Below are 21,886 nucleotides of genomic sequence, written 5' to 3' on the forward strand. Positions count from 1 at the left end.
TCGGGAGGCGCTACGCCTTCTCCGCCACCTTCGCGGTGGGGAGTTGGTAGTCCTTCATCCGCTCGCGGATCAGCTTCTTGTCGATCTTGCCGGTGGCGCCCAGCGGGATGTCGTCGACGAAGACCACGTCGTCGGGGGTCCACCACTTGGCGATCTTGCCTTCAAGGAAGCCGAGGTACTCGTCCTTCGTCGCCGTCTCGCCGGGCTTCAGTTGCACCAGCAGCACGGGCCGCTCGTCCCACTTCGGGTGATAGGCGCCGATGACCGCGGCATTGGCGGCGGTCGGGTGGCCCACCGCGATGTTCTCGATCTCGATGGTGGAGATCCACTCTCCGCCCGACTTGATCACATCCTTCGCGCGGTCGGTGATCTGCATGTAGCCCTGCGCGTCGATGGTCGCGACGTCGCCGGTGTCGAAGAAGCCCTCGGCGTCCAGGATCTGACCCCCGTCGCCCTTGAAGTAGCTGCCGGCGATGGCCGGACCCTTCACCAGCAGGCGGCCGAAGGTCGTCCCGTCGTGCGGCAGGCGCTTGTCGGCGTCGTCCTCCAGCTTCATCTCCACGCCCAGCGGCGGGCGGCCCTGCTTCAGCTTGTAGCGGAGTTGCTCCTCGTCGCTCATCGCCGCCACCTTCGCGGTCGGCGCCGACAGCGAGCCCATCGGCGACATCTCGGTCATGCCCCAGGCGTGGGTCACGTCGACGCCGTGCTCGTCGCGGAAGCCGCGCACGATGGCTTCCGGCACGGCCGAGCCGCCGATCACCACCCGCTTCAGCGTCGTCAGCCTGCCGTTCGTCGCGCGCAGGTGCTGCAGCAGCCCCAGCCACACCGTCGGGACCGCGGCCGAGAAGGTGACGCCCTCGGTCTCCAGCAGTTCATGCACCGACGGCCCGTCCAGCTTCTGCCCCGGCATCACCATCTTGCAGCCCGCCGCCGCGCAACTGAACGCCAGGCCCCAGGCGTTGGCGTGGAACATCGGCACCACGGGCAGCACCGTGTCGGCCGCCGACAGCCCCATCACATCGACGCCCAGGGTCACCAGCGTGTGCAGGAAGTTCGAGCGGTGCGAGTAGAGCACGCCCTTCGGATTGCCGGTCGTGCCCGAGGTGTAGCAGAGCGCCGCCGCCGTGTTCTCGTCGAAGCCGCCCCACTCGAAATCGGGCCCGCCGCTCTCGACCAGGTCCTCGAAGCAGAGCGCGCCGGGGAGGTTCACGCCCTCCATGCCCGCCCGGTCGGTCATGACCACGACGTGTTCGACGCTCGTCATCCGCGCCCGATTCTCGGCCAGCATCGGCACGAACGTCAGGTCGGTGAAGATGATCCGGTCTTCCGCGTGGTTGACGATGTAGCAGAGCTGTTCGGCGAAGAGCCGCGGGTTCAGCGTGTGGCACACCGCGCCCATGCCCATGATCGCGTACCAGGCCTCGAGGTGGCGGCCGGTGTTCCAGGCGAGCGTGGCGACGCGGTCGCCGTGCCGCACGCCGAGACCCTTCAGCGCGTTCGAGAGCTGCTTGGCCCGCCCATGCACGCCGGCCCAGGTCGTGCGGACGATCGGCCCCTCGACCGAGCGGGTCACGATCTCGCGCTCGCCGTGCCAGTTCCTCGCGTGATCGAGGATCTTGTCGACCGTCAGCGGCCAGTTCTGCATCAGCCCCAGCATGGGCCCGCCTCCCGAAGCTTATTGCTCTTAAGTTACTGACTACGCTTAGAGAGCGGATGCCGGTTGCGCAACGCCCGCCCCCACATGGCGACGCCGTTCCGCGGCCGTCCGCGGGATGACGTTCAAGGGGCGGACCTGAGCCACGCGCGCGCCGCCGCGTCCCTGGGCCCCTCGGTGGAAACCTTCGGCCAGGTGAGCGCCTGGGCCTTCAGGCCCGCGACCTGCTGGCGCAGCACCTCGACGGTGGCGTCCGAGGCGTCGCCCTCGCGGCTCGCCACGCGCGCCTCCAGAACCGCCAGCGGCGCGTCCAGCCATGCGGGGCGGAACGGCGCGCCGCATTCGGCCGCCAGCGCCTCGGCGCGGGCCCGCAGGCCTTCGTCCAGGAACGTCGCGTCGAGCACCACCGCCCGGCCCGCCTTCAGCAGCGCGCGCGCGTTGTCCATCATGGCGTCGTAGGTCCTGGCGTGGAGTTCCGGCGTGTACGCCTCGGGCGGCAGGGTCCGCGTCGGCGGGATGTCCATCAGCCGCTTGCGGATCTCGTCCGTGCGCAGGATCACGGCCCCGGGCGAGGCGCCCAGAGCCGGCGCGATCGCGCGGGAGAACCGCGACTTGCCCGAGCCAGAGAGCCCGCCCACCGCCGCCAGCACCGGCGGCTGCGGCGACAGGTGCGCGATCGCCGCCTCGACATAGGCCCGCGCCGTCTCGGGATCGCGCGAGTGGGCCAGGACGTGGGCCCGCACGCCCGCGCGCACCGACAGCATGAGGGGCAGCGACGCCAGCCCGGCCCAGATCTCCGCCGGGAACCGGCGCGCCGCCTCGTCCAGATAGCTCGACAGCGCCCGCACCGCCGCGTCGCGCCGCCCGCGGAAGTCGAGGTCCATCAGCAGGAACGCAAGGTCGTACTGGACGTCCAGGTCCGACAGCAGATCGTTGAACTCGATGCAGTCGAAGAGGACCGCCCTGCCGTTCTCCATGAGGATGTTGCCCAGGTGCAGGTCGCCGTGGCACCGGCGCGAGAATCCGCTGGCCGCCCGGTGCGCCAGCAGCGGCGCCTGCCGCTCCAGCTCGGCCTCGGTGAGCGCGATCATCGCCTCCACACGGTCCTGGTCCAGCCCCTCGCAGGTCTCGCGCAGGAGCTGCGCATTGGAGCCCACGGTGAAGCTGAGCGCCGTCAGCCCGCCCGCGGGCCGCAGGGGCGCCTCGGCATGGAAGCCGGCGATGGTGCGGCCGAGGCCCTCCGCGAGATCGCCGTCCACCGCCTCGGGCCGGGCCGACAGCACCTCACGCTCGTCGAAGCGGCGCATCTCCAGCACATGCTCCACGACCTGGCCGGCGCCGTCGATGGCGAAGCCGCCGTCCGGTTCGCGCGTGATGGCCCGCACGGCGCGGTAGATGTCGGGCGCCGTCGCCCGGTTGAACGCCAGCTCCCGGTCCAGGGCCCACTTGCGCCGCTCGTCGGTGGAGAAGTCGGCATAGCCCAGGTCGGCATGCCGCTTGATCTTCCAGGCGCTCTCCCGCCCCAGGAAGACATGGGCGCAGGCCGTGTCGATGGTGCGTTCGGTGCGGCCTCCAAACCAGGCCATCAGCTCGGCTTCCAGTCCGCTGGGCGCCTCGAAGCCGCTCAAGGAAAGAGCCTGCGCGTGGTCCAGCCGCCTGCCGCCGCCTCGAACACCAGCCGCTCGTGCAGCCGGAACGGCCGGTCGCGCCAGAACTCGATGGATTGCGGCGCGATGCGGAAGCCCGACCAGTGCGGCGGCCGCGGGACCTTCCCCAGCCCGAACCGCAGGCCCGCCTCGGCGATGCGCTTCTCCAGCGCGAGGCGATCCGGCAGCGTCCGCGACTGCTCGCTCGCCCACGCGCCGAGCTGCGCCGGCCGCGCCCGCGTCGCGAAATAGGCGTCGGCCTCTTCGTCGGTCGTCCGCGTGACGACCCCGCGAACCCGGACCTGCCGCCGCAGCGACTTCCAGTGGAACAGGAGCGCCGCCTTCGGGTTGGCCGCCAGCTCACGGCCCTTGGCGCTCTCCAGGTTGGTGTAGAAGACGAACCCAGAGGCATCGACGTCCTTCAGAAGCACCATCCGGACGTCGGGCATCCCGTCGGCGTCGACGGTGGCCAGCGCCATGGCGTTGCCGTCGTTGGCCTCCCTGGCGAGGGCCTCCGCGAACCAGTCCCGGAAGAGGGCGATCGGGTCGGCCTCGCTCAGCAGCGGCGGCGGCTCGGCGGCGGCCACCTGGCGGACGTAGTCGTCCTCGCTGGGCGACGCGGGGATGAAGGTCTTGTCGGTCACGCCCGCCCTATACCGCGGTCGCCCCCGAAGTTGCGAGGGGTCGTGCGCGGCGAAAGGGCCTTAACCGACCGTTGACGCCGTTCACCCTAACCTCCCGGCTCATGACTCGGCCGATGCCCGAGATGTCGATGAAGGACGCCCGCGAGGTGCTGGGCGTGACCTCGGCCGCGACCCCGGCCGAAGTCCGCGCCGCCTTCCGCGAAGCCGCCCGGCGGGCCCACCCCGACACCGGCGGCGACGCCGGCGCCTTCCGTCAGGTGGTCGACGCCTACAACCGCCTGCAGAACCCCGAGCGCCACGTCGCTCCGCCGGTCCGCCCGCGCGCAGCGCCCGACGCCGATCTCGAGATCACGCCGAGGCTCGCCCTCGAGGGGGGCGACGTCGATCACCGCTTCCCGGACGGCCACGCCATCCGCATCACCCTGCCCCCAGGCCTCCGCTCCGGCGACAAGGTCGCCGCCGGCGGGGCCGAACTCTGCGTCTACATCCGCGCCGACGAGGGCGTCCTGGTCCGTGGCGACGACGTCTGGATGACCGCGAAGGTCTCCGCCGCGACGCTCAGGAAGGGGGGTCGGGTCAGCCTCGACACGCCGCTGGGCCGACGCAGCGTCTGGATCGACGCCAGAGCCGCCGAGCGCGGTCTCGTCCGCGTCGAAGGCGAGGGGCTGCCTGCCCGCGGCCGCCGCGCCCAGGGTCACCTCTTCGTCCGTCTCACCGCAGCCCCCGGGGTCGCCGACAGCGCCGCCATGGCGCTCCTGCGCCGCTTCGCCGCCGCCTGGGCGGCGTAACCCCCGAGACACCGCTCATCCGCGCGTATGCGGGGACTGGTGTGGGCTCTGATCTGAGATACTGAGGAGCCGTTCGGAGGGCGCGATGAGGACGATTCTGCTGGCCTTGCTGGCCTCGCTGTGGGCGGTCGCGGCGTGCGCCTACCCCGTGGGCGAACGCCACCTCCAGACGACGAACCCGACCGCGGCTGTGCGCGACGCGCAGCACAAGGACGGCCTGCGCATCACCGTCTGGTATCCCGCCGACGACCTTACCCCGGAAGAGGACATCGTCCTCGGCCCGCCCGGCAATCCGCTGTTCTACGTGGGCGAGGCCGCGCCGAACGCCGGCTTCGCGGACGAGCGCCGCCGGCCCGTGATCCTCTTCTCGCACGGCTTCGGCGGGACGGCGCGGATGATGGGCTGGTTCGGCACGGTGATGGCCGCGCAGGGCTATATCGTCATCGCCGTCGACCACCCTGGGAACAACGGCATGGAGCCGATGACCATCGCCGGGGCGGTGCTGTTCTGGGACCGTCCGGGCGACCTGGCCGCCGCCCTCGCGAGGGTCCGCGCCGACCCGGATCTGGGCCGCCGGCTCGACATGGCCAGGGTGGGCGTGGCCGGCTTTTCCGCCGGCGGCTTCACCAGCCTGGTGGCGGCCGGGGCGCGGGTCGACGTCGCGCGCTTCAAGGCCTTCTGCAAGGACCGTCCCGACGACGGCATCTGCAAGCCGCAGAAGGAACTGCCGACGCTCACCATGGACCAGGCCGTGGCCTTCCTCGAGAGTCCCGAGGCGAAGCCCGCCGTCGACCGCGCCGCCGGCGACCTCAGCCTGCCCGAGGTCCGCGCCGCCTTCGCCATAGCGCCCGCCATCGTGCAGGCCCTGGATCCGCGGAGCCTGCAGGGCCTGCGGGTCCCCGTGGGCATCGTGCTGGGCGACGCCGACGAGGTGGCCCCGCCCAACACCAACGGGAGCTACGCCGCGCGGCAGATCCCGGGCGCCCGGCTGAAGGCGCTGCCCGGCGTCGGCCACTACGACTTCCTGTCCCGCTGCACGCCGGCCGGCGACGAGATCGTCAAGGACCTCTGCCCGGTCCGCGTCCCCCGCAGCGGCACGCATCGCGCGGCGATCGAACAGGCGCTCATGTTCTTCGGCCGCGCCTTCGGCCCGCCGCCTTGACGCCGGCAGCCCACCGGAGAATGTCGTTGCGTCAGGACCCGCTGTCCGGGCGATGACGAGCAGGAATGGATGAGAGCCCCTACAGCCGGTGGCGCTGGCGCCACTGGTCGCGGGTCATCTCCCAGTAGACCGAGCGGCGGATCGACCCGTCGGCTCGCACGGCGTCGCGCTCGCCCATGCGCACGAAGCCGGCCGCGTCGATGCCCTTCTGCGAGCGCACATTGTCCAGCGCCGCGGTCAGGCACATCAGCCGCACGCCCAGGGCCTCGAAGATCCAGCCGAAGGTCCGCGCCATGCCGACGCCGCCCTGGCCGCGGTTCTGCAGGTCGGCCCGGATCGCACCCGCGAGTTCAGCAGACGCGTGCTCGGGCCAAACCGTGATCCGCGAATAGCCGGCGACCTCGCCCGCCTCGTCCAGGGTGACCAGCAGGAGCGCCTCGCCCGCCAGCATCTGGGCCTGGTTCTCCACGACCCAGCGGGTGACGCTCTCGGTGGTGATCGGCCGCGGCAGGTCGTAGATCGGGCCCGACACGCGCTCGTCCGAGAGCAGCGCCACCAATCCCGGCACGTGCTTCAGTTCGGCCCGCGCCCGGCCCATGCCCAGGACGTTCACGTCGACGGAGCGCACGGCCTCGCGGATCGCCTCGGCTTCTTCGTCCGAGGCCTGGATGACGGTCTTCGGCGGCGCGCTCACGACGCGGCGAGGCGCCCGAGCGCCTCTCCGTCCAGCCTTCGCACGGTCCAGTCGGTCATCGCCCCGGCGCCGAGCGAGTCGTAGAACGCGATCGACGGCGCATTCCAGTTCAGCACCGACCACTCCAGCCGTCCGAGGTCGGCATCGACGCACCGCTGCGCCAGCCGCCGCAGCAGCGCCTTGCCCGCTCCCAGCCCACGGGCCTCGGGGCGCACGAACAGGTCTTCGAGATAGATCCCCGCCCGCCCCCGGAACGTCGAGTAGTTGTAGAACCAGAGGGCGAAGCCCACCGCCTGCCCGTTCGCCTCGGCGATCTCGCAGAAGCAGCGGGGGTTCTCGCCGAAGAGGTCGCGCCGGATGTCGGCCTCGGTGGCCTCCACCTCGTGCAGTAGTCGCTCGTACTCGGCGAGGTCCCGGATGAACTCCAGGATCAGCGGCGTATCGAAGGCCGTCGCCACCCGCACGGTGACCTTCGCCTTCACGCCGCTCCCGTCGCTCACAGCCGCGCTCCGGTGGTCTCTTCCGACACCGCCCACAGCCGCTCGGCCGCCTCCGCGTCGAGCGCGTGCGGCGCCACCCCCTCGAAGGGGGCCTCCTGGCTCCACGGGACCGCCTGGCTGCAATTCTCCAGGTAGAGCCCGCCCACGCCCTCCAGTTCGTCGCCGACGGCGGCCCAGACGGACGTCGCCGCGCCCTGCTCCGTGGTCTTGAAGCGGTCGTTCAGCTTGCCGTTCTCGTCCATCCAGCCGAAGCCGATCATCTCCTCCCGGCTCAGGTGGCGCTGCAGCGGCGTCATGATCCCGCCCGGCATCACCGCGTTGGCCGTCACGCCCAGATCGGCAAAGCGTTCATTGAAGCCCACCGCGAAGAGCGCGTTCGCGGTCTTCGCCTGTCCGTAGCTCTCCCACTTGTCGTAAGGCCGGCTGCGGTAGTGGATATCGTCGAACACCACGCCGCTGCGCCGGTGGCCGATGGACGAGAGCGAGACCAGCCGGCTCCCGCGCCCTTCGTCGGCCGCATTCATCAGTCCCCGGGCCAGCAGCATCGAGAGCAGGAAGTGGCCGAAGTGGTTCGTGCCGACCTGCATCTCCAGGTCCTGCGGCGTGTACGTCAGCGGGCACGCCATCACGCCGGCGTTGTTGACGAGGATGTCGAGCGGCTTGTCGCCCCATGCGGTGGCGAAGGCGCCGACCGACGCGAGGTCGGAGAGGTCGACACGGCCGACGCTCACCCTGCCCTTGCCCGCGGCGTTGATCTCGTCGGCGACCGCCTGGCCGGCGTCCGTGTTGCGCACCGCCAGCATGACGTCGGCGCCCGCTTCCGCCAGCGCGCGGGCCGTCTCCACGCCGATTCCGCTCGCCGCGCCGGTGACGATGGCGGCCGCGCCGGTCAGGTCGTGGTCCGCCACGACTTCGCGCGCCGTGCTCCTGGCCCCGAAGGCCGAGGTGATCCGATCCGCCATCTCAGCCCGCCTTCGAGAAGTCGGGGGCGCGCTTTTCGCGGAAGGCGGCGAAGGCCTCCTTGGCCTCCGGGCTCTTGAGCTGGTTCCCGAAGTGGCCGCCCTCCTCCTCGATCCGCGCCAGGTAGCGGGCCGACTCGCGCATCAGCGCCTTGGTGATCGCCACGGCCGCCGGCGGCTTGCTCGCGATGGCCTCGGCCACGGCCCGCGCCCTGGCCCGCAGTTCGCCGGCGGGCACGACGGCGTTCGCGATGCCCCAGGCCTCCGCCTTCTTCGCATCGACCGCCTCGCCCAGCACGAACATCGAGAACGCGCGCGCATGGCCGATCCGCGCGGGCAACGTGATCGACGACGCCGCCTCCGGCACCAGCGCCAGGTTCACGAACGGTGTCGTCAGGAGCGCGTTCTCGTCCACCAGCACCTGGTCGCAGTGCAGCAGCATCGTCGTGCCCACGCCCACCGCGCGGCCGTTCACCGCCGCCACGATCGGGACTTTCGCCGCCGCCAGCGCCAGGATCAGCGCGCTGCCGCCGCGCCGGTCGCCGGCGGGCGTCTCGCCCGAGTTCACCGCCGCGAAGCTCGCCAGATCGTTGCCCGAGGTGAACATGTCGCCGTTCGCCTGGATCAGCACGCAGCGGATCGAGGGATCGTCGTTCGCCGCGGTGATCGAGTCGCCGACCTTCGCGTACATCTCGCCGGTCAGGGCGTTCTTCTTCTCCGGCCGGTTGAGGGTGAGCGTCAGGACGCCCCCCGATTTCTCGACGAGCACGTGTTCGGTCATGAAGTCGCTTCCCCGGAAGGTGTCGTTGCGGCCCGCGCGCGAAGCCTTACGCCGTCGCGCGATACCAGTCGACGCCCGAGGCGTCCCGCTCGCGCACCGCCTGGCCGCGGGCCAGCAGGCAGTTGAGGTGCGCCAGGCCCTCGCCCGTCGCCATCCCCAGCAGGTAGTCGTCGATCTTGCGCCGGAAGAGCACGTGGAAGACGTCGACCGCCCGCTTCGGCTCGGCGATCAGCGCGTGCAGCCGCGTGAGCCCCCGCTCGTGCCCGCCGATCAGGTGGTCGATCCGCGCGTGAAGCCCGCGGAACGGGTCGTTGTGCGCCGGGAGCACCAGCACGTCGTCGGGGATCTTGGCCTTGATCCGCTTCAGCGACGTCAGCCAGTCGGTCAGCGGGTCGCCGTCCGGCTCGGTCGGGAACACCGAGACGTTCGAGGAGATCTTCGGCAGCACCTGGTCGCCCGAGATCATCAGCTTCAGCTCGGGGCAGTGGAGGCAGGCGTGCTCCGGGCTGTGGCCCGAACCCACCACGATGCGCCATGTGTGGTCGCCGATCCTCACTTCGTCGCCGTCGTTCAGCCGGTGGAAGCTGTCGGGCAGCGCGTAGAGCCCGCGCCCGAAGCCGCCGAACTTCGCACGGTAGTTCTCCAGCGCCTCGTCGTCCCATCCGGCGGCGCGGAAGAAGCGCACGGCGTCCTCCGGCGCCTCGCGCCCGGTGTCGGCCGCCAGCGAGCGGCACATCAGATACTCCATCCGCGTGATCCACAGCCGCGCGTCGAACTTGCGCGTCAGGTAGCCCGACATGCCGATGTGGTCGGGGTGCATGTGGGTGACGAACACCCGCGTCACCGGCTTGCCGCCCAGCGGTCCCGCCAGCGCCGCGCGCCAGGCGTTGCGCGTCTCCAGCCCGCTGATGCCGGTGTCGACGATGGCCCAGCCCTCCTTCCCATCAGGAGTTTCGTCTGCGAGCGCCCAGACGTTGATCCACTGCAGCGCCCCGCCCAGCGGCATGCGCAGCCACTTCACGCCCGGCGCGATATCGATCGCCTCGCCCAGCTTCGGCGCATGGTCGAACGGATAGGTCAGCTTCGGGCGATGGCTCTCCCACGCCCCCTGTTCGATCCCGTCCCGCACGCGCCCACTCCCGGATAGTCTCGTGGTCATTATCGGCCGGCGCCCGTACGGAGGGCAACGCTCCTTTCCCGGCGCAGCGCTCTGCCTTTCCCGCAAAGCGGGAGAGGCAGGTCAGGCTGCGAACTGGTCCACCCAGCGTCGGAAGAGGCCGGGGTCGGAGAGGCCGGCTTCCTGGGCCGCCACCTTGCCGCCGACGAAGCAGAACAGCGCCGGGATGCCCTGCACGCCATAGCGTGCGGCCAGGTCCTGATTGGCGTCCACGTCCACCTTCACGAACCGCGCCCGCGGCTCCAGTTCGGCCGCGGCGCGCGCGAAGATCGGCGCCACCGCGCGGCACGGCCCGCACCACGCCGCCCAGAAGTCCACGATCACCGGCAGGTCGCTCTTGCCCACGTGCCTGTCGAAACGGGCGCCCGACAACGCCACCGGCTCGCCGGCGAACAGGCTCTTGCCGCACTTGCCGCACTTCGGCGCGTCGCTGAGCCGCGCCGCCGGCAGGCGGTTGGCGGCGTCGCAATGGGGGCAGACCACGTGCAGGGCGTCGGACATCGCTCGTTCCTCCGGATTGACTAACGCCAGGGCGGCCCTTTGGTTTGGCGCAGACAACATCGAGGAACGCCCATGGTCCAGCTCGCAGAACGCCCCGACGCCACCCTCGCCGCCAGGCTGGACCCGCTGCTCGACGCCGCGATCGCAGAGGGCCGCCTGGCCGGCGGCGTCTGCCTCGTCGCCCGCGACGGCGCGCTGGCCTACGCGCGCGCCGCCGGTCACGCCGACGTCGAGACCGGCCGGCCGATGGAGAGGAACGCCATCTTCCGCGCCTCGTCGCTGACCAAGCCCATCGTCACCGCCGCGGCCCTGGCCCTTGTCGAGGACGGCACGCTGAAGCTGGACGATCCGGTCACCAGGTTCCTGCCCGACTTCAGACCGCAGTGGGACGGCCAGGCGCCGCCCATCACCATCTTTCAGCTCCTGACCCATACCGCCGGCCTCTCCTACGGCTTCATGCAGCCGGTCGACGGGCCCTACCTCCAGCTCCAGGTCTCCGACGGCATGGACCAGCCGGGCCTGGGCTTCACCGAGAATCTGAGGAGGATCACCGAGGCGGGCCTGATCTTCCCGCCCGGCGCGGCGTGGCTCTACTCGGTGGGCATGGACGTCCTCGGCGCCGCCCTGGAGCGAGCCGCCGGCAAGACCCTGGGCGAGGTCGTCGCCGACAAGGTGACGGGGCCCCTGGGCATGGCCGACACCGGCTTCCACGTCGCCGACAGCCGCCGCCTCGCCAAGGCCTACGCCGACGGACCGCCGCCCCAGCCCATGGGCGAGACCCACGTCGTCCCGTTCGCCGAGCTCTCGGGCATCCGCTTCGCCCCTGACCGCATCTTCGACAAGGCCTCGTTCCCGTCGGGCGGCGCAGGCATGGCCTGCTCGGCGCCCGACTTCATCGGGTTCCTCGAGACGGTCCGCCAGGGCGGCGCCCCGATCGTCTCGGGCGACACGGCCAGGGCCATGATGACCAACCAGACCGGCTCCCACGCCATCGTCATCAGCGGACCCGGGATGGGCTTCGGCTTCGGCGGCGCCGTCGTGCTCGACAACACCGCCTCGGGCTCCCCGCTGCCCAACGGCTCGTGGCTGTGGGGTGGCGTCTACGGCCACACCTGGTTCGTCGACCCCTCGCGCAACCTGACCTTCGTCCTCATGACCAACACCTCCACCGAAGGCATGAGCGGTCCCCTGTCCCAGGCCATGGTCGCGGCGGCGGCCGCGTAGCCTCCGATACCTGTCCCGCCTCGTCGGGACCGCTCGCGCTCAGGGCTCCCGGTCTTCGCTTCGCGAAACCGGGATGACAAACGTGGTTGAGCGGGTAGGACTAGGCCGTTCGTCGGGAGGGGTTATCAATGTTCAGGTTCGCCGCGGCGCTTGTCGCATCCACGCTCCTGGCCGGCGTCGCCCACGCCGCGCCCGCGAAGGCCCCGGCCGACACCGGCGAAGCCCAGTTCCGCAGCCTCTACAAGGAACTGGTCGAGACCAACACGACCTTCTCCGCCGGCGACTGCACGCTGGCGGCTCAGCGCATGGCCGACCGGCTGAAGACCGCCGGCTTCGCCGACAGCCAGCTCACCGTCTTCACCCCGCCCGGCAGACCCAAGGACGGCGGCCTCGTCGCGGTCTTCCCGGGCAAGGATCCCAAGGCCAAGGCCATCCTGCTGCTCGCCCACATCGACGTGGTGGAGGCCAAGCGCGAGGACTGGGAGCGCGACCCGTTCAAGCTGGTCGAGGAGAACGGCTACTTCTACGCCCGCGGCGCCAGCGACGACAAAGCCCAGGCCTCGATCTGGACCGACCTCTTCGTCCGCTTCAAGCGCGAGGGCTACCAGCCGCGCCGCACCCTGAAGGTGGCGTTGACCTGCGGTGAGGAAGGCGGCGGCCACGTCAACGGCGCCCGCTGGCTGGCCGAGAACCGGCGCGACCTCGTGGACGCGGCCTTCGGACTGAACGAAGGGGCCGGCGGCGCCCTCGACGCGCCCGGCGGCAAGCGCGTGGTCCACAACATCCAGGCCGGCGAGAAGAGCTCGTTCAGCTACCGCCTGGAGGCCACCAATCCGGGCGGCCATTCCTCGCGCCCCGTGCCCGACAACGCCATCTACCAGCTCGCCAAGGCCGTCGACCGGATCGCGGCCTACGGGTTCCCGGTGCAGATGAACGACACCACGCGCGCCTACTTCACGCGGATGGCGGGCGTGGTGGGCGGCGAGCGCGGTGCGGCGATGAAGGCCATCGTGGCCAACCCCGGCGATAAGGCCGCCGACGCGCTGCTCAGCAGGGACGCCAACGACAACGCCATCCTGCGCACGACCTGTGTCGCCACGCAGATTCAGGGCGGCCACGCCCAGAACGCCCTGCCCCAGCGCGCCACCGCCACCATCAACTGCCGCATCTTCCCCGGCGAGACCGCGGGCCAGGTGCGCGACACCCTGGTCAAGGTGGTCGGCGACGCCAAGGTCAGCGTCTCGACCGTCCCGCTCGACCGCGTCGACGCCAAGCCCGCCCCGCCGCTCACGCCGAACGTGCTGGGGCCCATCGAGAAGGTCTCGCAGGCCATGTGGCCCGGCGTCCCGGTGGTGCCGATCCTGCAGGCGGGCGGCACCGACGCCCCGGCCTTCATCGCCGTCGGCATCCCGGTCTACGGCGTCTCGGGTCTGTTCTACGATCCCGACCTCGGCCGCCTGCACGGCCTGAACGAGCGCATCGGCGTGACCTCCCTGATGGAGGGCCGCGAATTCAGCTACCGGCTGGTCAAGATGTACGCCGAGGCGAAGGACTGACGCTGAAGGTCTGGATCGCCGCCCACCACGACGCCGGGCTGAAGCACGGCGGCTGGGCTTTTGTGCGCGCCGGCGCGGGCGGGCCCGTCGGCTGGGCCGGGGGCGAGCGGCACACCACCCGCGCGCGGATGGCGCTCAGCGGCTTCGCCGCGGCGGTGAAGGACGTCCCCGCCGGCACGCCGCTCGCCGTCGTCGCGCCGCGCGCGGACGCGCTCGTCCTGCACACGCTCCTGAAGCCGCCGACCGATCCGCCAGAAGACGATCTCGACCTGCGCGCCGGGCTCGCCGCAGCGCTGGCCGGCCGCACCTGGACCCTGACGATCGGCGATCCCGCCGGCCCCACGCCCGCCGCCTTCACCGCCGCCTGGGCCGAGACCGCCGCCGCCAAGGCGCGGAGCGGAGGCGCCTTCGCCGTGGCCATTCCGAAGGCGAACCTCGCCAGGGCGAAGGGGCTGTAGACCAGCCGGGCGATCCGAAGGGATTGTTAGGCTTTCGAGCGCAACTTCACGGCGACCACGGTTCCACAGGAGCTTGCGCCCATGGCCAAGCTGATCGGCAATCGCCGCGCGCCCAGCGACCACTTCGAGCCCGACGACGACGTCGACCCCAAGGCCCAGCGGAACCTGCGTGGCCACCTCGAGCAGATCGACTACGCGGCCTACGCCGCCAACAAGAAGCTGCTGAGCGGGGCCATGGGCGCCGTTGAGGCCGAACGGATCCAGAAGCTGGCGTCCGCCGCGGCGCTCGCCCGCACCCGCTGGGTCGTGGCGGCGCTGGCCATCAGCGAAGAGGGCGCCGCGCCGTCGCGCGAACAGATCGCCGGCCTGACGCACCTGCGCGCCACCTACGACGAACTCGCCGCCGCCTACGACGGCCTGCGCCGCATGGTCGAGCGCGGCTACATCACCTACGAGGCGGTGGAATAGGCGCTCGCCGCGAGGTCAGCGCGCGCGGCGGACGACCAGGGTCCTTCCGGCGTAGGCGCCGACATCGACGTTCCGGACGGTCTGCGCCTTGCGGCCGCTGGCGCTCATGAACGTCACCTCGACGGTGACCTTCGCGGCGCCCGGCAGGCCGAAATGCACCGGCGTCGCGCCCAGGGCGCCGTAGCCGCCGCCCGTGGAGACCTGGCCCGCGCCCAGCAACTTGCCGCCGGCGCCGAAGACGCGCACCTCTGCGCCCTGCTGCGTGAACCGGCCCTCGGCGTCCAGTACGGTGACCTGCAGGCTCTGGCGCGCCCTGGCCTTGGGCAGCAGGTTGCGGAACAGGAAGTGGCCGCCGACCGGGCTGTAGCCGCGGGTCACCGAGAGGTCGACGGCGCCGTCCCTGTCGTAGTCCACCCAGGTCACGCCGTGGTCCCCGGCATCCAGCGGGCCGCCGGCCTTCAGCACGTTGACGAAGCCCTTGCCGCCCTCGTTGTGGAACAGGGCGTCCTTCGGCGTCTGCTGGCCGGGCGCCCCCTCGTACGACATCACCGAGAGGTCCAGGTAGCCGTCGTTGTCGTAGTCGCCCCAGGCCGCCCCGACCGCATGGTTCTCGACGCCCACGCCCATCGCCTGGGCGACGTTGACGAAGCCACCCTTGCCGTCCCCCTTCCACAGGGTGTTGTGGCCGTAGTTGGGGACGAAGATGTCGAGATTGCCGTCGTTGTCGTAGTCGCCGACCGCGCAGCCGACGCCCCCGTCCTCGGGACCGCGGGCGGGCTTGTCCATGCTCAGTTGCGGGGCCACGTCGACGAAGGCCGTTCCGTCGTTGCGGTAGAGGCTGTCGGCCTTGCCCGACTGGTTGGCCAGGAACAGGTCGAGGTCGCCGTCCTTGTCGTAGTCGAGCCAGCAGGCCCCGACCGTCGAGCGGAACACAGTGGGTCCGCCATCGGCGAAGACCTGCACGAACTTGCCGCCGTCGTTGCGGAACAGCCTGTTCGGTCCCATCCGGTTGGTGGCGTAGAGGTCCAGATCGCCGTCGTTGTCGTAGTCGATCCAGTTGTTCTGGCGCGAAGACCGGCCGGGGATCGTCAGCCCGATGCCGGCCGCGACATCGACGAACGACTTGCCGGCCCTGTTGCGGAAGACCGCGCTGGGCTTCTCGGGCAGGCTGGAGCCCGCCAGCAGGTCGATCCAGCCGTCGCCGTCGTAGTCGCCCCAGCTCAGGGCCCGGAACTCGCCGCCGGCGGTCGGCAGGCCCATCGCGCCGCCCACGCTGGTCAGCACGCCCCGGTCGTTGCGGTAGAGGCGGATCTCGCCGCTCTTCAGCGACACGGCCAGGTCCAGGTCGCCGTCGTTGTCCATGTCGGCCCAGGCGTTGGACAGCGACCCCGGCATGCCCAGGAGTTCGGGCTGGACAGGGGCGAAGGCCGGCTCGCCCACGGGCCCCGCGGCGGCCAGCATCAGGGCTGCGGCCGCGAGCATCGACAGCTTGGCGCCTCGTGACATCCTCATCTCCCCGAACTCAGTAGGCGACGCGTTCTTCGACGTGCTTCTCGACCTCGGCGCGCGTGGTCCACAACGTGCGGAACGTCTTCTTCGACAGGTGATCGAGCTGGTCGCTGCGATGGGGCGAGCCGGGCTGGGTCGAGTTGCCGTAGCTCATGAGGCCCAGCGCCTTGATGGGCGTCGAGAACTCCACCATCGACATCCAGGTCTCGCCGTGGACCGGCGTGCGCCGGCCGTCCTTCAGCGGGCTCCAGGTGATCACGTGGAAGACGCCGGTGTTTCCGAACCCGCCGTTGCCGGGCAGGTCCACCTTGCCCAGCGCAAAGCGGGAGACGTCGCCGAAGGGCCGGTCGAGGGCGCCGTAGGCGGCCTTGGCCTCCTGGGCCGCAGCCTTCAGCATCGCCACGGCCGCGGCCGGGTCCTTCAGGCCGGTGGGCGTGTCGATCGGCTTCTCGGGATCCCAGCGCACCCGGTAGTTGGCGTCGCTGATGTAGTTCGGCCCGGCGAACCTGCGCGCCCAGGCTTCGAACAGAAGCGCGCCCCTGGCGTCGGCGTCGACGCTCCGGTCCCAGGCCTTCAGCACGGCCGCGGCCTCGGCGACCTCGGGATCGGTGCTCCGGGCCGCGGCGGCCAGCAGCTCGTCCAGCACCCGGTCGGTCATCAGGACGTGGGTGGTCAGCTTGCGGGCCACGAAGTCGTCGAAGGTGATCTTCGCCGGGTCGGCCATGAGGTGAGACGACTGCTGGGCGCGCAGCGACATCGGCCCGGGGTTGGCGACATAGGCCGGATAGTCCTTCGCGTGGATCACCTGCGGCCAGGTGGCCACCCACGGCGGATCGTTGGTGTTCTGGACATAGCCGCTGGGCGGATCGGCGACCTTCGGCAGGTCCTCGTAGGGATGGATCCCGGTCCAGAGCGTGGCAGAGGTGTCGCCCGCGACGAGCCCGCCCCACTTGGCGACGTTGCCGTCGGCGTGCTTGGGCAGGATGCCGTTGTGCAGATACTGAACGTGGCCTTCCTTGTCGCCGTAGACGATGTTGAAGGACGGCACCTGCAGGCGCTTCATGATCGTCTGGTACTCGGCGAAGCTCTTCGCCTTGCCCATGTCCCAGTACTGGCGCACGCCGCCCGGCCGATCGAGGCCCGCCACGCGAACCGCGACCGTCTTGCCGTCCATGCGGGTGAAGACCGGCCCATGCACGGACGAACGCAGTTCCAGCGTCTCGGTCTTCAGCGTGCCGTCCGCCTGCCGGACCTTGAACGTCGTGGTGCGGGTCGTGAACGGCAGCACCTTGCCGTCGTAGACGTAGCCGCCCTCGGCCAGCTTCAGCTCGTAGTTGGTGGCGCCCAGGATGCCGTTGACGGTGTTGGTGAAGCCCATCCGGTCGTTGAACATGAAGCGCAGCACGGGCAGACCCACCTGGGTCGCGCCATACATCTTGAAGCCCGGCCCGTTCAGGTCGGCCTCGAAGTAGGTGAGCTGGCTGGGCGCCCAGGGCAGGTGGGGATTGGCCAGCAGCATGGTGTTCCCGCTGGCCGACTTCTTCGGCATCACCGCCCAGGCGTTCGAGCCCGCGTCGCCGTTGCCGCCCATCGTGCGCGCCTGGGGCGCCACGTAGACGTAGTTCATCAGGCGGTGCGCGTGGGCCATCACGTCGACGCCGCTGATCGGGAAGACCTGCCGCACCGAGGCGTCCAGTTTCTCCGGGTGGGCCTTGAAATAGGCGTTCATGCCCTCGGCGAAGGCGTCGAGGTTGGCGCGGAAGCTGGCCGGCTCCTTCGCGTACCAGGCCTTGGCGCGCTCATAGATGCCGTTGGCGATCACCCACTTGTCGGACTCGATCTCGGCCGGGCCCCAGTACTCGGCGGCGCGGCCGCGGGCCTGGCCGTACAGCTTCACCACCACGTCGCCGTGGTTCTGCGCCGTGGCGTAGCCGAAGCCGTAGAAGACCGACGCCTCGTCCTTCCCGTAGACGTGCGGCACGCCATAGGTGTCGTACAGGATCTCGCCCCTGACCGGCGCCGGCGCGGCCTGCGCCGACGACGCGAGAAGCCCCGCCGCCAGTCCGGCGGCGACCCAGAAGTTCCTGGCCAGGTACACGGGGCGCCTCCCTTACGCGGTCACGGAGCTTAGAAGTTGTACTGGACCCGGGCGTACCAGGAGCCGCCGGTGAACCCGAACGGCGAGGTGCCGGGAAACTGGCCGCTGCCGAGGGCGGCGTTGTAGAGTCCGTTCTTGTCCGGATACTCGTTGAAGAGGTTGTTGGCGCCGGCCGCCAGGGTCACGCTCTCCAGGACCTTGTAGCTGACCTCCAGGTCGGTGATCCACTTGGCCCCGTAGCTGCGGTCGTTGACCGGCAGGTCGGCGATCACCGTGTACTTGCCGTACCGCGTCGAGCGCAGGTTCACGTTCAGCTTGTTCCAGTCCCAGTTCAGGCCCAGCGCCACCTTGCTCTTCGGGAACGAGGTGGTGAGGAAGCCCTGGCTGCCACGCGCGAAGAGCACGAAGCCGGCGCCCAGGGCGGTCAGTTCGGGCGGGTTCGGGATGATGTTGGTGATCTTGGTCTTGCCGTAGTTGAACCCTGCGTTCGCCCGCAAGCGGCCCCAGTCGCCCAGGTCGTAGCGATAGGTCGCGACCACGTCGATGCCGCGGGTCCGGGTGTCGATGGCGTTGGTGTAGTACTGGGCCGACAGGTCGCCCGAGAGGCCCTTCGAGATCAGGATGTTGCTCACCGCCGCGCCGGTGAGGGTGCTGGTGATCGCGATCCTGTCGTCCACCTTGATCTGGTAGCCGTCGATGGTGATGTCGAGGCCGGCGACGGGCTGCAGCGTGAAGCCGCCGCTGATGTTCGTCGACTCCTCCGGCGTCAGGGGCTCGGCGCCCAGGGCGATGGCCTCCGGCGCGCTGACCGGCAGGGTCTTGATCAGCAGCAGTTGGTTCGGCACGCCGTTGACCGTCCGGAACTGGCTGGAGGTGGCGGCGTACTTCTGCTGGGCCAGCCCCGGCGCGCGGAAGCCGTTGCTGACCGCGCCGCGGATCGAGAGCCAGTCGGTCAGCGCGTAGCGGCCGGTCAGCTTGCCGGTCAGGGTGTCGCCCGAGGAGTCGCTGTAGTCCTCGTAGCGGACCGCCGCGCCGATGAAGAGCTGCTCCGTCGCGTCCCAGCCCAGTTCGCCGTAGACCGCCTTGGAGTCGCGATGACTGGTGCTGGCGTCGGCAGGCCGGAAGCCGGGCGTCGCCTGGGCGCCGGTCTGGGGCGCCACGCCGGCGAACGGCTGGCCGGCCGGGGCGCGATACAGGCCCTCGGCATAGCTGGCCGGCTCGCCTGCCAGGATCTTGTAGCCCTCGCGGCGATACTGGGCGCCGAACGACACCTGCAGCGTCGAGCCACCCAGGTCGAAGCCACGCGTCACGTCCAGGTTGCTGGTCACCTCGTCGGATTGCAGCGTGCCCACATAGAACACCCTGGGGCTCGCCGGCCCGAGGCTGGCGTTCTCGGTGTTGGAGGTGTGCAGGACGGCCCTGTTCTTGCCGTAGCCGGTGGACAGGTCCCAGTCCCAGCCGCCCAGGTCGCCCTTCATCCCGCCGACGAACTCGTAGTCGTCCTCGTTGACCACCTCGTTGGGGCGGTAGCCCAGCGGGTAGAGCGCGGGGGTCGTGTTGACGTTGTTGGGCGTGCGGTAGGTGAATGGCAGGTCGGACTCGCGCTTCGACCAGGTGCCGAAGCCATAGACCGCGATCTTGCCGAAATCGTACTCGCCGTTGAAGCCGACCGTGGTGTTGGTCTGCGGCAACTGGCCGAAGTTCTTGGTCACCAGCCGGTCGATGGTGGCCTCGCGCGGGTCGCGCTGGCCGCCGACCAGGGGAAAGAGCTGGACGCTGGGGTCGATCGGATAGGCGCGATTCGACAGCCGCTGGTCCTTGTAGTTCACCGAGACGTTCACGAAGCCCGCGTCGCCCAGCTTGAAGCCCTTGTTGAAGGCGTACTGCGTGAGGTCGCCGTCCTTGCGGTCGAAATTCAGGCCGTAGGTGGCGCTGAGCAGGCCGGCGTCGGTGTCGCCCTTCATGATGATGTTGATCACGCCGGCGATGGCGTCCGAGCCGTACTGCGCCGCCGCGCCGTCGCGCAGCACCTCGATCCGCTCGATGGACGCGGTGGGGATCATGTCGAGGTCGGCGGGGACCGAGCCGTTGTAGAGCGACGACACCGCATTGATCAGCGAGGTCTTGTGACGACGCTTGCCGTTGACCAGCACCAGCGTCTGGTCGGGGTTGAGGCCGCGCAGGCCGCCGGTGGCGATGATGGTGGACGTGCCGCCCCCGGCGCGGAACGGCAGGTTGAACGACGGCGCGAGCGTCTGCAGCGCCTGGAAGACCCCCGCCCGCCCCGACTTCTCCAGGTCGGAGGAGCTGAAGGCGTCGATGGGCGTCGGGCTCTCCATGACGGTGCGTGCGACGCCGCGCACGCCGGTCACGACGACCGCTTCGACGTCCGAGGGCGCGCTCGCCGCGGCCGACCCGCCGCCGGTGTCCTGCGCGGCGATCGTCGCGGTGGCGAACACCGGACCGGCCGACGCCGTGCGGATCAGCGTCGCCGACGGGGGCGTCGCCGCGGTCAGGGCGATCAGGTCCTTCTGCGAGATGGCCACCCTGAGCGGCGTCCCGGCGATGATCTGGCCGAGGGCCTCGCTCGTGGCCATCCGGCCGCGCACGCCGGGCGAGGCGAGGCCCGCAACCCGGTCATAGGGGTAGAGCAGGCGCACGCCGGACTGGGCCGAGAGCGCGTTGAGGGCGCCCTGCATCGGTTGAGGGGCGATGTCGAAGTTGGTCACCGCCTCGGCGGCGAACGACGGCGCCGCGGCCAATGCGACCGCCGCTGCGATCGGCGGAGCCCAGACGAGATGATTGACGTTCCGCGGCATGTTGCAGGTTCCCCGAGTGCGACGCCCTTGCCTCATGGAACGGGCGTCGCCGCCGCCACCGCCATGCCGGCGGCGAAAAAATTACGGCTGCGCCTTGCCGACCAGGAGCACGCCGCCGTCGGTCGTCGCGATGGCCTCGATGGGGAAGCTGCTCGTGAGCGCGGTCAGGAACCGGTCGGCCTCGTCCACCTCGAAGCGGCCGCCGATCCGCAGCGACTCCAGCCGTGCGTCGCCGATGACGATGGGCTGGCGGCGGTAGCGGTTGAACTCCCCCACCACCTGGGCCAGCGACTCGCCGTCGAACTCCAGAACGCCGCCCTGCCAGGCCGTGCGCTGGCGAAGGTGCTGCTCGTCCAGCGTCGTGGGCGCCACCGCGCCGGACCGCACGACGGCGCCGCCGCCCGCAGCGATCCGGGCGCCCGGCATCCTGTCGACGTCGGCCTCTCCGGCGACGACGGCGACGACGCCCTTGGTCACCGTCAGCTCCACCACGTCGGGCCGCACGCGCACGTTGAAGGCCGTGCCCAGCGCCCGGAACCGCGCGGCGCCCGCCTCCACCACGAAGGGCCTCCGAGGGTCGTGGGCCACCTCGAACAGGCCCTCCCCGCGCACCAGCCGCAGGCGGCGCTCGGCGGCGCTGAACGAGACCTCGACGGTCGAGGCGGTGTTGAGCGTGACGCGCGAGCCGTCGCGCAAGGCCACGATGCGGCGCTCTCCGACCCCGGTGCGGTAGAGTTCGACGTTGTCGAGCAGCCGCCAGCCGACGGTGGCGGCCGCTGCGGCGCTGGCTGCGGCCATCGCTCCGAACACGAAGGTGCGCCGGCCACGCGCGCGGCCCGCCTGCGCATCGGCGTCGCCCCACGCGCCGCCTTCCAGCGGGGGCGCCGCGGCGCGCAGGCGCTCGGACGCTTCCCAGGCCGCCTCCATTCGCGCGAAGGCGACGGCATGGCGCGGATCGGCGCCCACCCAGGCGTAGATCTCCTGGCGTTCCGCCGGGCTGACGCCGCAGGCGAGCCTAGCGGCGTGGGCGGCGGCCTGCTCTTCGATCGCCTGCCGGTTGTCGCAACTCTTGGGGGGCGGGTCGCCCAAACGCCTGATCCTCACGTTCCGCCCGCGCCTGAGCCACGAGCTTCAGCGCCTTGGCAAGGTGCTTCTCAACCGTTGAAACGGACAAGCCCATCTCTCCCGCTATGGTCGCGGGCGAAAGATCGTGGACCCGGCGCATCAGGAACACCCGGCGCCACTGCG

General features: G+C 70.8%; 20 protein-coding genes. 6 read left to right on the forward strand and 14 right to left on the reverse strand.

Annotation, left to right across the window (positions count from 1 at the left end; all coding sequences use genetic code 11):
• Nucleotides 1–10 precede the first annotated feature (10 nt).
• The 3 genes from JNL41_RS07745 to pdxH all read right to left on the reverse strand — a co-directional run bounded on the left by JNL41_RS07745 (nt 11) and on the right by pdxH (nt 3,944).
• A complete protein-coding gene (locus JNL41_RS07745) occupies nt 11–1,657 on the reverse strand; it encodes a long-chain-fatty-acid--CoA ligase (RefSeq protein WP_293473704.1) in 1,647 nt (548 codons plus the stop codon).
• Nucleotides 1,658–1,779: 122 nt separating this feature from the next.
• Entirely contained in the window at nt 1,780–3,282 is a 1,503-nt protein-coding gene (locus JNL41_RS07750) for a bifunctional aminoglycoside phosphotransferase/ATP-binding protein (RefSeq protein ID WP_293473705.1), read from the reverse strand.
• Nucleotides 3,279–3,944 carry a pyridoxamine 5'-phosphate oxidase gene (gene pdxH / locus JNL41_RS07755; protein ID WP_293473706.1) on the reverse strand — a complete coding sequence of 222 codons (666 nt, stop codon included), beginning with the start codon at nt 3,942–3,944 and terminating at the stop codon, nt 3,279–3,281. The genes JNL41_RS07750 and pdxH overlap by 4 nt, the downstream gene beginning before the upstream one ends.
• A gap of 113 nt (nt 3,945–4,057) precedes the next feature.
• Here pdxH and JNL41_RS07760 point away from each other — a divergent pair, with 113 nt between their 5' ends.
• Nucleotides 4,058–4,732: a DnaJ domain-containing protein gene (locus JNL41_RS07760; RefSeq protein WP_293473707.1), complete on the forward strand. Its 675-nt coding sequence runs from the start codon at nt 4,058–4,060 to the stop codon at nt 4,730–4,732.
• Nucleotides 4,733–4,817: 85 nt separating this feature from the next.
• Nucleotides 4,818–5,894 carry a hypothetical protein gene (locus JNL41_RS07765; RefSeq protein ID WP_293473708.1) on the forward strand — a complete coding sequence of 359 codons (1,077 nt, stop codon included), beginning with the start codon at nt 4,818–4,820 and terminating at the stop codon, nt 5,892–5,894.
• Between the two features lie 79 nt (nt 5,895–5,973).
• Here the strand turns inward: JNL41_RS07765 and JNL41_RS07770 are convergent, their stop codons facing one another.
• From JNL41_RS07770 to trxC, 6 genes are all read right to left on the reverse strand, one after another.
• Nucleotides 5,974–6,588, reverse strand: a complete 615-nt coding sequence (locus JNL41_RS07770) for a GNAT family protein (RefSeq protein WP_293473709.1) — start codon at nt 6,586–6,588, stop codon at nt 5,974–5,976.
• Nucleotides 6,585–7,088 (reverse strand): GNAT family N-acetyltransferase, encoded by a 504-nt coding sequence (locus JNL41_RS07775; protein ID WP_293473710.1) that lies wholly within the window; start codon nt 7,086–7,088, stop codon nt 6,585–6,587. Before JNL41_RS07775 ends, JNL41_RS07770 begins: the two co-directional genes overlap by 4 nt.
• A complete protein-coding gene (locus tag JNL41_RS07780; RefSeq protein WP_293473711.1) occupies nt 7,085–8,050 on the reverse strand; it encodes an oxidoreductase in 966 nt (321 codons plus the stop codon). The genes JNL41_RS07775 and JNL41_RS07780 overlap by 4 nt, the downstream gene beginning before the upstream one ends.
• 1 nt (nt 8,051) lies before the next feature.
• Nucleotides 8,052–8,828 (reverse strand): enoyl-CoA hydratase-related protein, encoded by a 777-nt coding sequence (locus JNL41_RS07785; protein ID WP_293473712.1) that lies wholly within the window; start codon nt 8,826–8,828, stop codon nt 8,052–8,054.
• A 46-nt stretch (nt 8,829–8,874) separates the two neighbouring features.
• Nucleotides 8,875–9,957, reverse strand: coding sequence for an MBL fold metallo-hydrolase (locus JNL41_RS07790; protein ID WP_293473713.1), 1,083 nt, complete (start codon nt 9,955–9,957; stop codon nt 8,875–8,877).
• A gap of 111 nt (nt 9,958–10,068) precedes the next feature.
• Nucleotides 10,069–10,506, reverse strand: coding sequence for a thioredoxin TrxC (gene trxC, locus JNL41_RS07795; RefSeq protein WP_293473714.1), 438 nt, complete (start codon nt 10,504–10,506; stop codon nt 10,069–10,071).
• A gap of 72 nt (nt 10,507–10,578) precedes the next feature.
• Between trxC and JNL41_RS07800 the strand changes: the two genes are divergently transcribed.
• The 4 genes from JNL41_RS07800 (at nt 10,579) to JNL41_RS07815 (ending at nt 14,212) form a co-directional block, all read left to right on the forward strand.
• Nucleotides 10,579–11,730 carry a serine hydrolase domain-containing protein gene (locus tag JNL41_RS07800; RefSeq protein WP_293473715.1) on the forward strand — a complete coding sequence of 384 codons (1,152 nt, stop codon included), beginning with the start codon at nt 10,579–10,581 and terminating at the stop codon, nt 11,728–11,730.
• A gap of 128 nt (nt 11,731–11,858) precedes the next feature.
• Nucleotides 11,859–13,286: a M20/M25/M40 family metallo-hydrolase gene (locus tag JNL41_RS07805; protein ID WP_293473716.1), complete on the forward strand. Its 1,428-nt coding sequence runs from the start codon at nt 11,859–11,861 to the stop codon at nt 13,284–13,286.
• Between the two features lie 62 nt (nt 13,287–13,348).
• On the forward strand, nt 13,349–13,744 hold the full coding sequence (locus tag JNL41_RS07810; protein WP_293473717.1) for a hypothetical protein: 396 nt from the start codon (nt 13,349–13,351) through the stop codon (nt 13,742–13,744).
• An 81-nt stretch (nt 13,745–13,825) separates the two neighbouring features.
• The gene (locus JNL41_RS07815) at nt 13,826–14,212 is read left to right on the forward strand and encodes a hypothetical protein (RefSeq protein WP_293473719.1); all 387 of its coding nucleotides are present in this window, start codon (nt 13,826–13,828) and stop codon (nt 14,210–14,212) included.
• 15 nt (nt 14,213–14,227) lie between these two features.
• Here the strand turns inward: JNL41_RS07815 and JNL41_RS07820 are convergent, their stop codons facing one another.
• From JNL41_RS07820 to JNL41_RS07840, 5 genes are all read right to left on the reverse strand, one after another.
• Complete coding sequence (locus JNL41_RS07820) at nt 14,228–15,718, reverse strand: CRTAC1 family protein (protein WP_293473721.1); 1,491 nt, start codon at nt 15,716–15,718, stop codon at nt 14,228–14,230.
• A 16-nt stretch (nt 15,719–15,734) separates the two neighbouring features.
• Nucleotides 15,735–17,819, reverse strand: coding sequence for an acylase (locus JNL41_RS07825; protein ID WP_293473723.1), 2,085 nt, complete (start codon nt 17,817–17,819; stop codon nt 15,735–15,737).
• A gap of 29 nt (nt 17,820–17,848) precedes the next feature.
• Complete coding sequence (locus tag JNL41_RS07830; RefSeq protein WP_293473724.1) at nt 17,849–20,638, reverse strand: TonB-dependent receptor; 2,790 nt, start codon at nt 20,636–20,638, stop codon at nt 17,849–17,851.
• Nucleotides 20,639–20,719: 81 nt separating this feature from the next.
• Nucleotides 20,720–21,727, reverse strand: a complete 1,008-nt coding sequence (locus tag JNL41_RS07835) for a FecR domain-containing protein (RefSeq protein ID WP_293473726.1) — start codon at nt 21,725–21,727, stop codon at nt 20,720–20,722.
• On the reverse strand, nt 21,654–21,872 hold the full coding sequence (locus tag JNL41_RS07840; RefSeq protein WP_293473731.1) for a sigma factor-like helix-turn-helix DNA-binding protein: 219 nt from the start codon (nt 21,870–21,872) through the stop codon (nt 21,654–21,656). The genes JNL41_RS07835 and JNL41_RS07840 overlap by 74 nt, the downstream gene beginning before the upstream one ends.
• Nucleotides 21,873–21,886 lie beyond the last annotated feature (14 nt).

The organism is Phenylobacterium sp. (assembly GCF_016793285.1).
Lineage (GTDB): Bacteria > Pseudomonadota > Alphaproteobacteria > Caulobacterales > Caulobacteraceae > Phenylobacterium.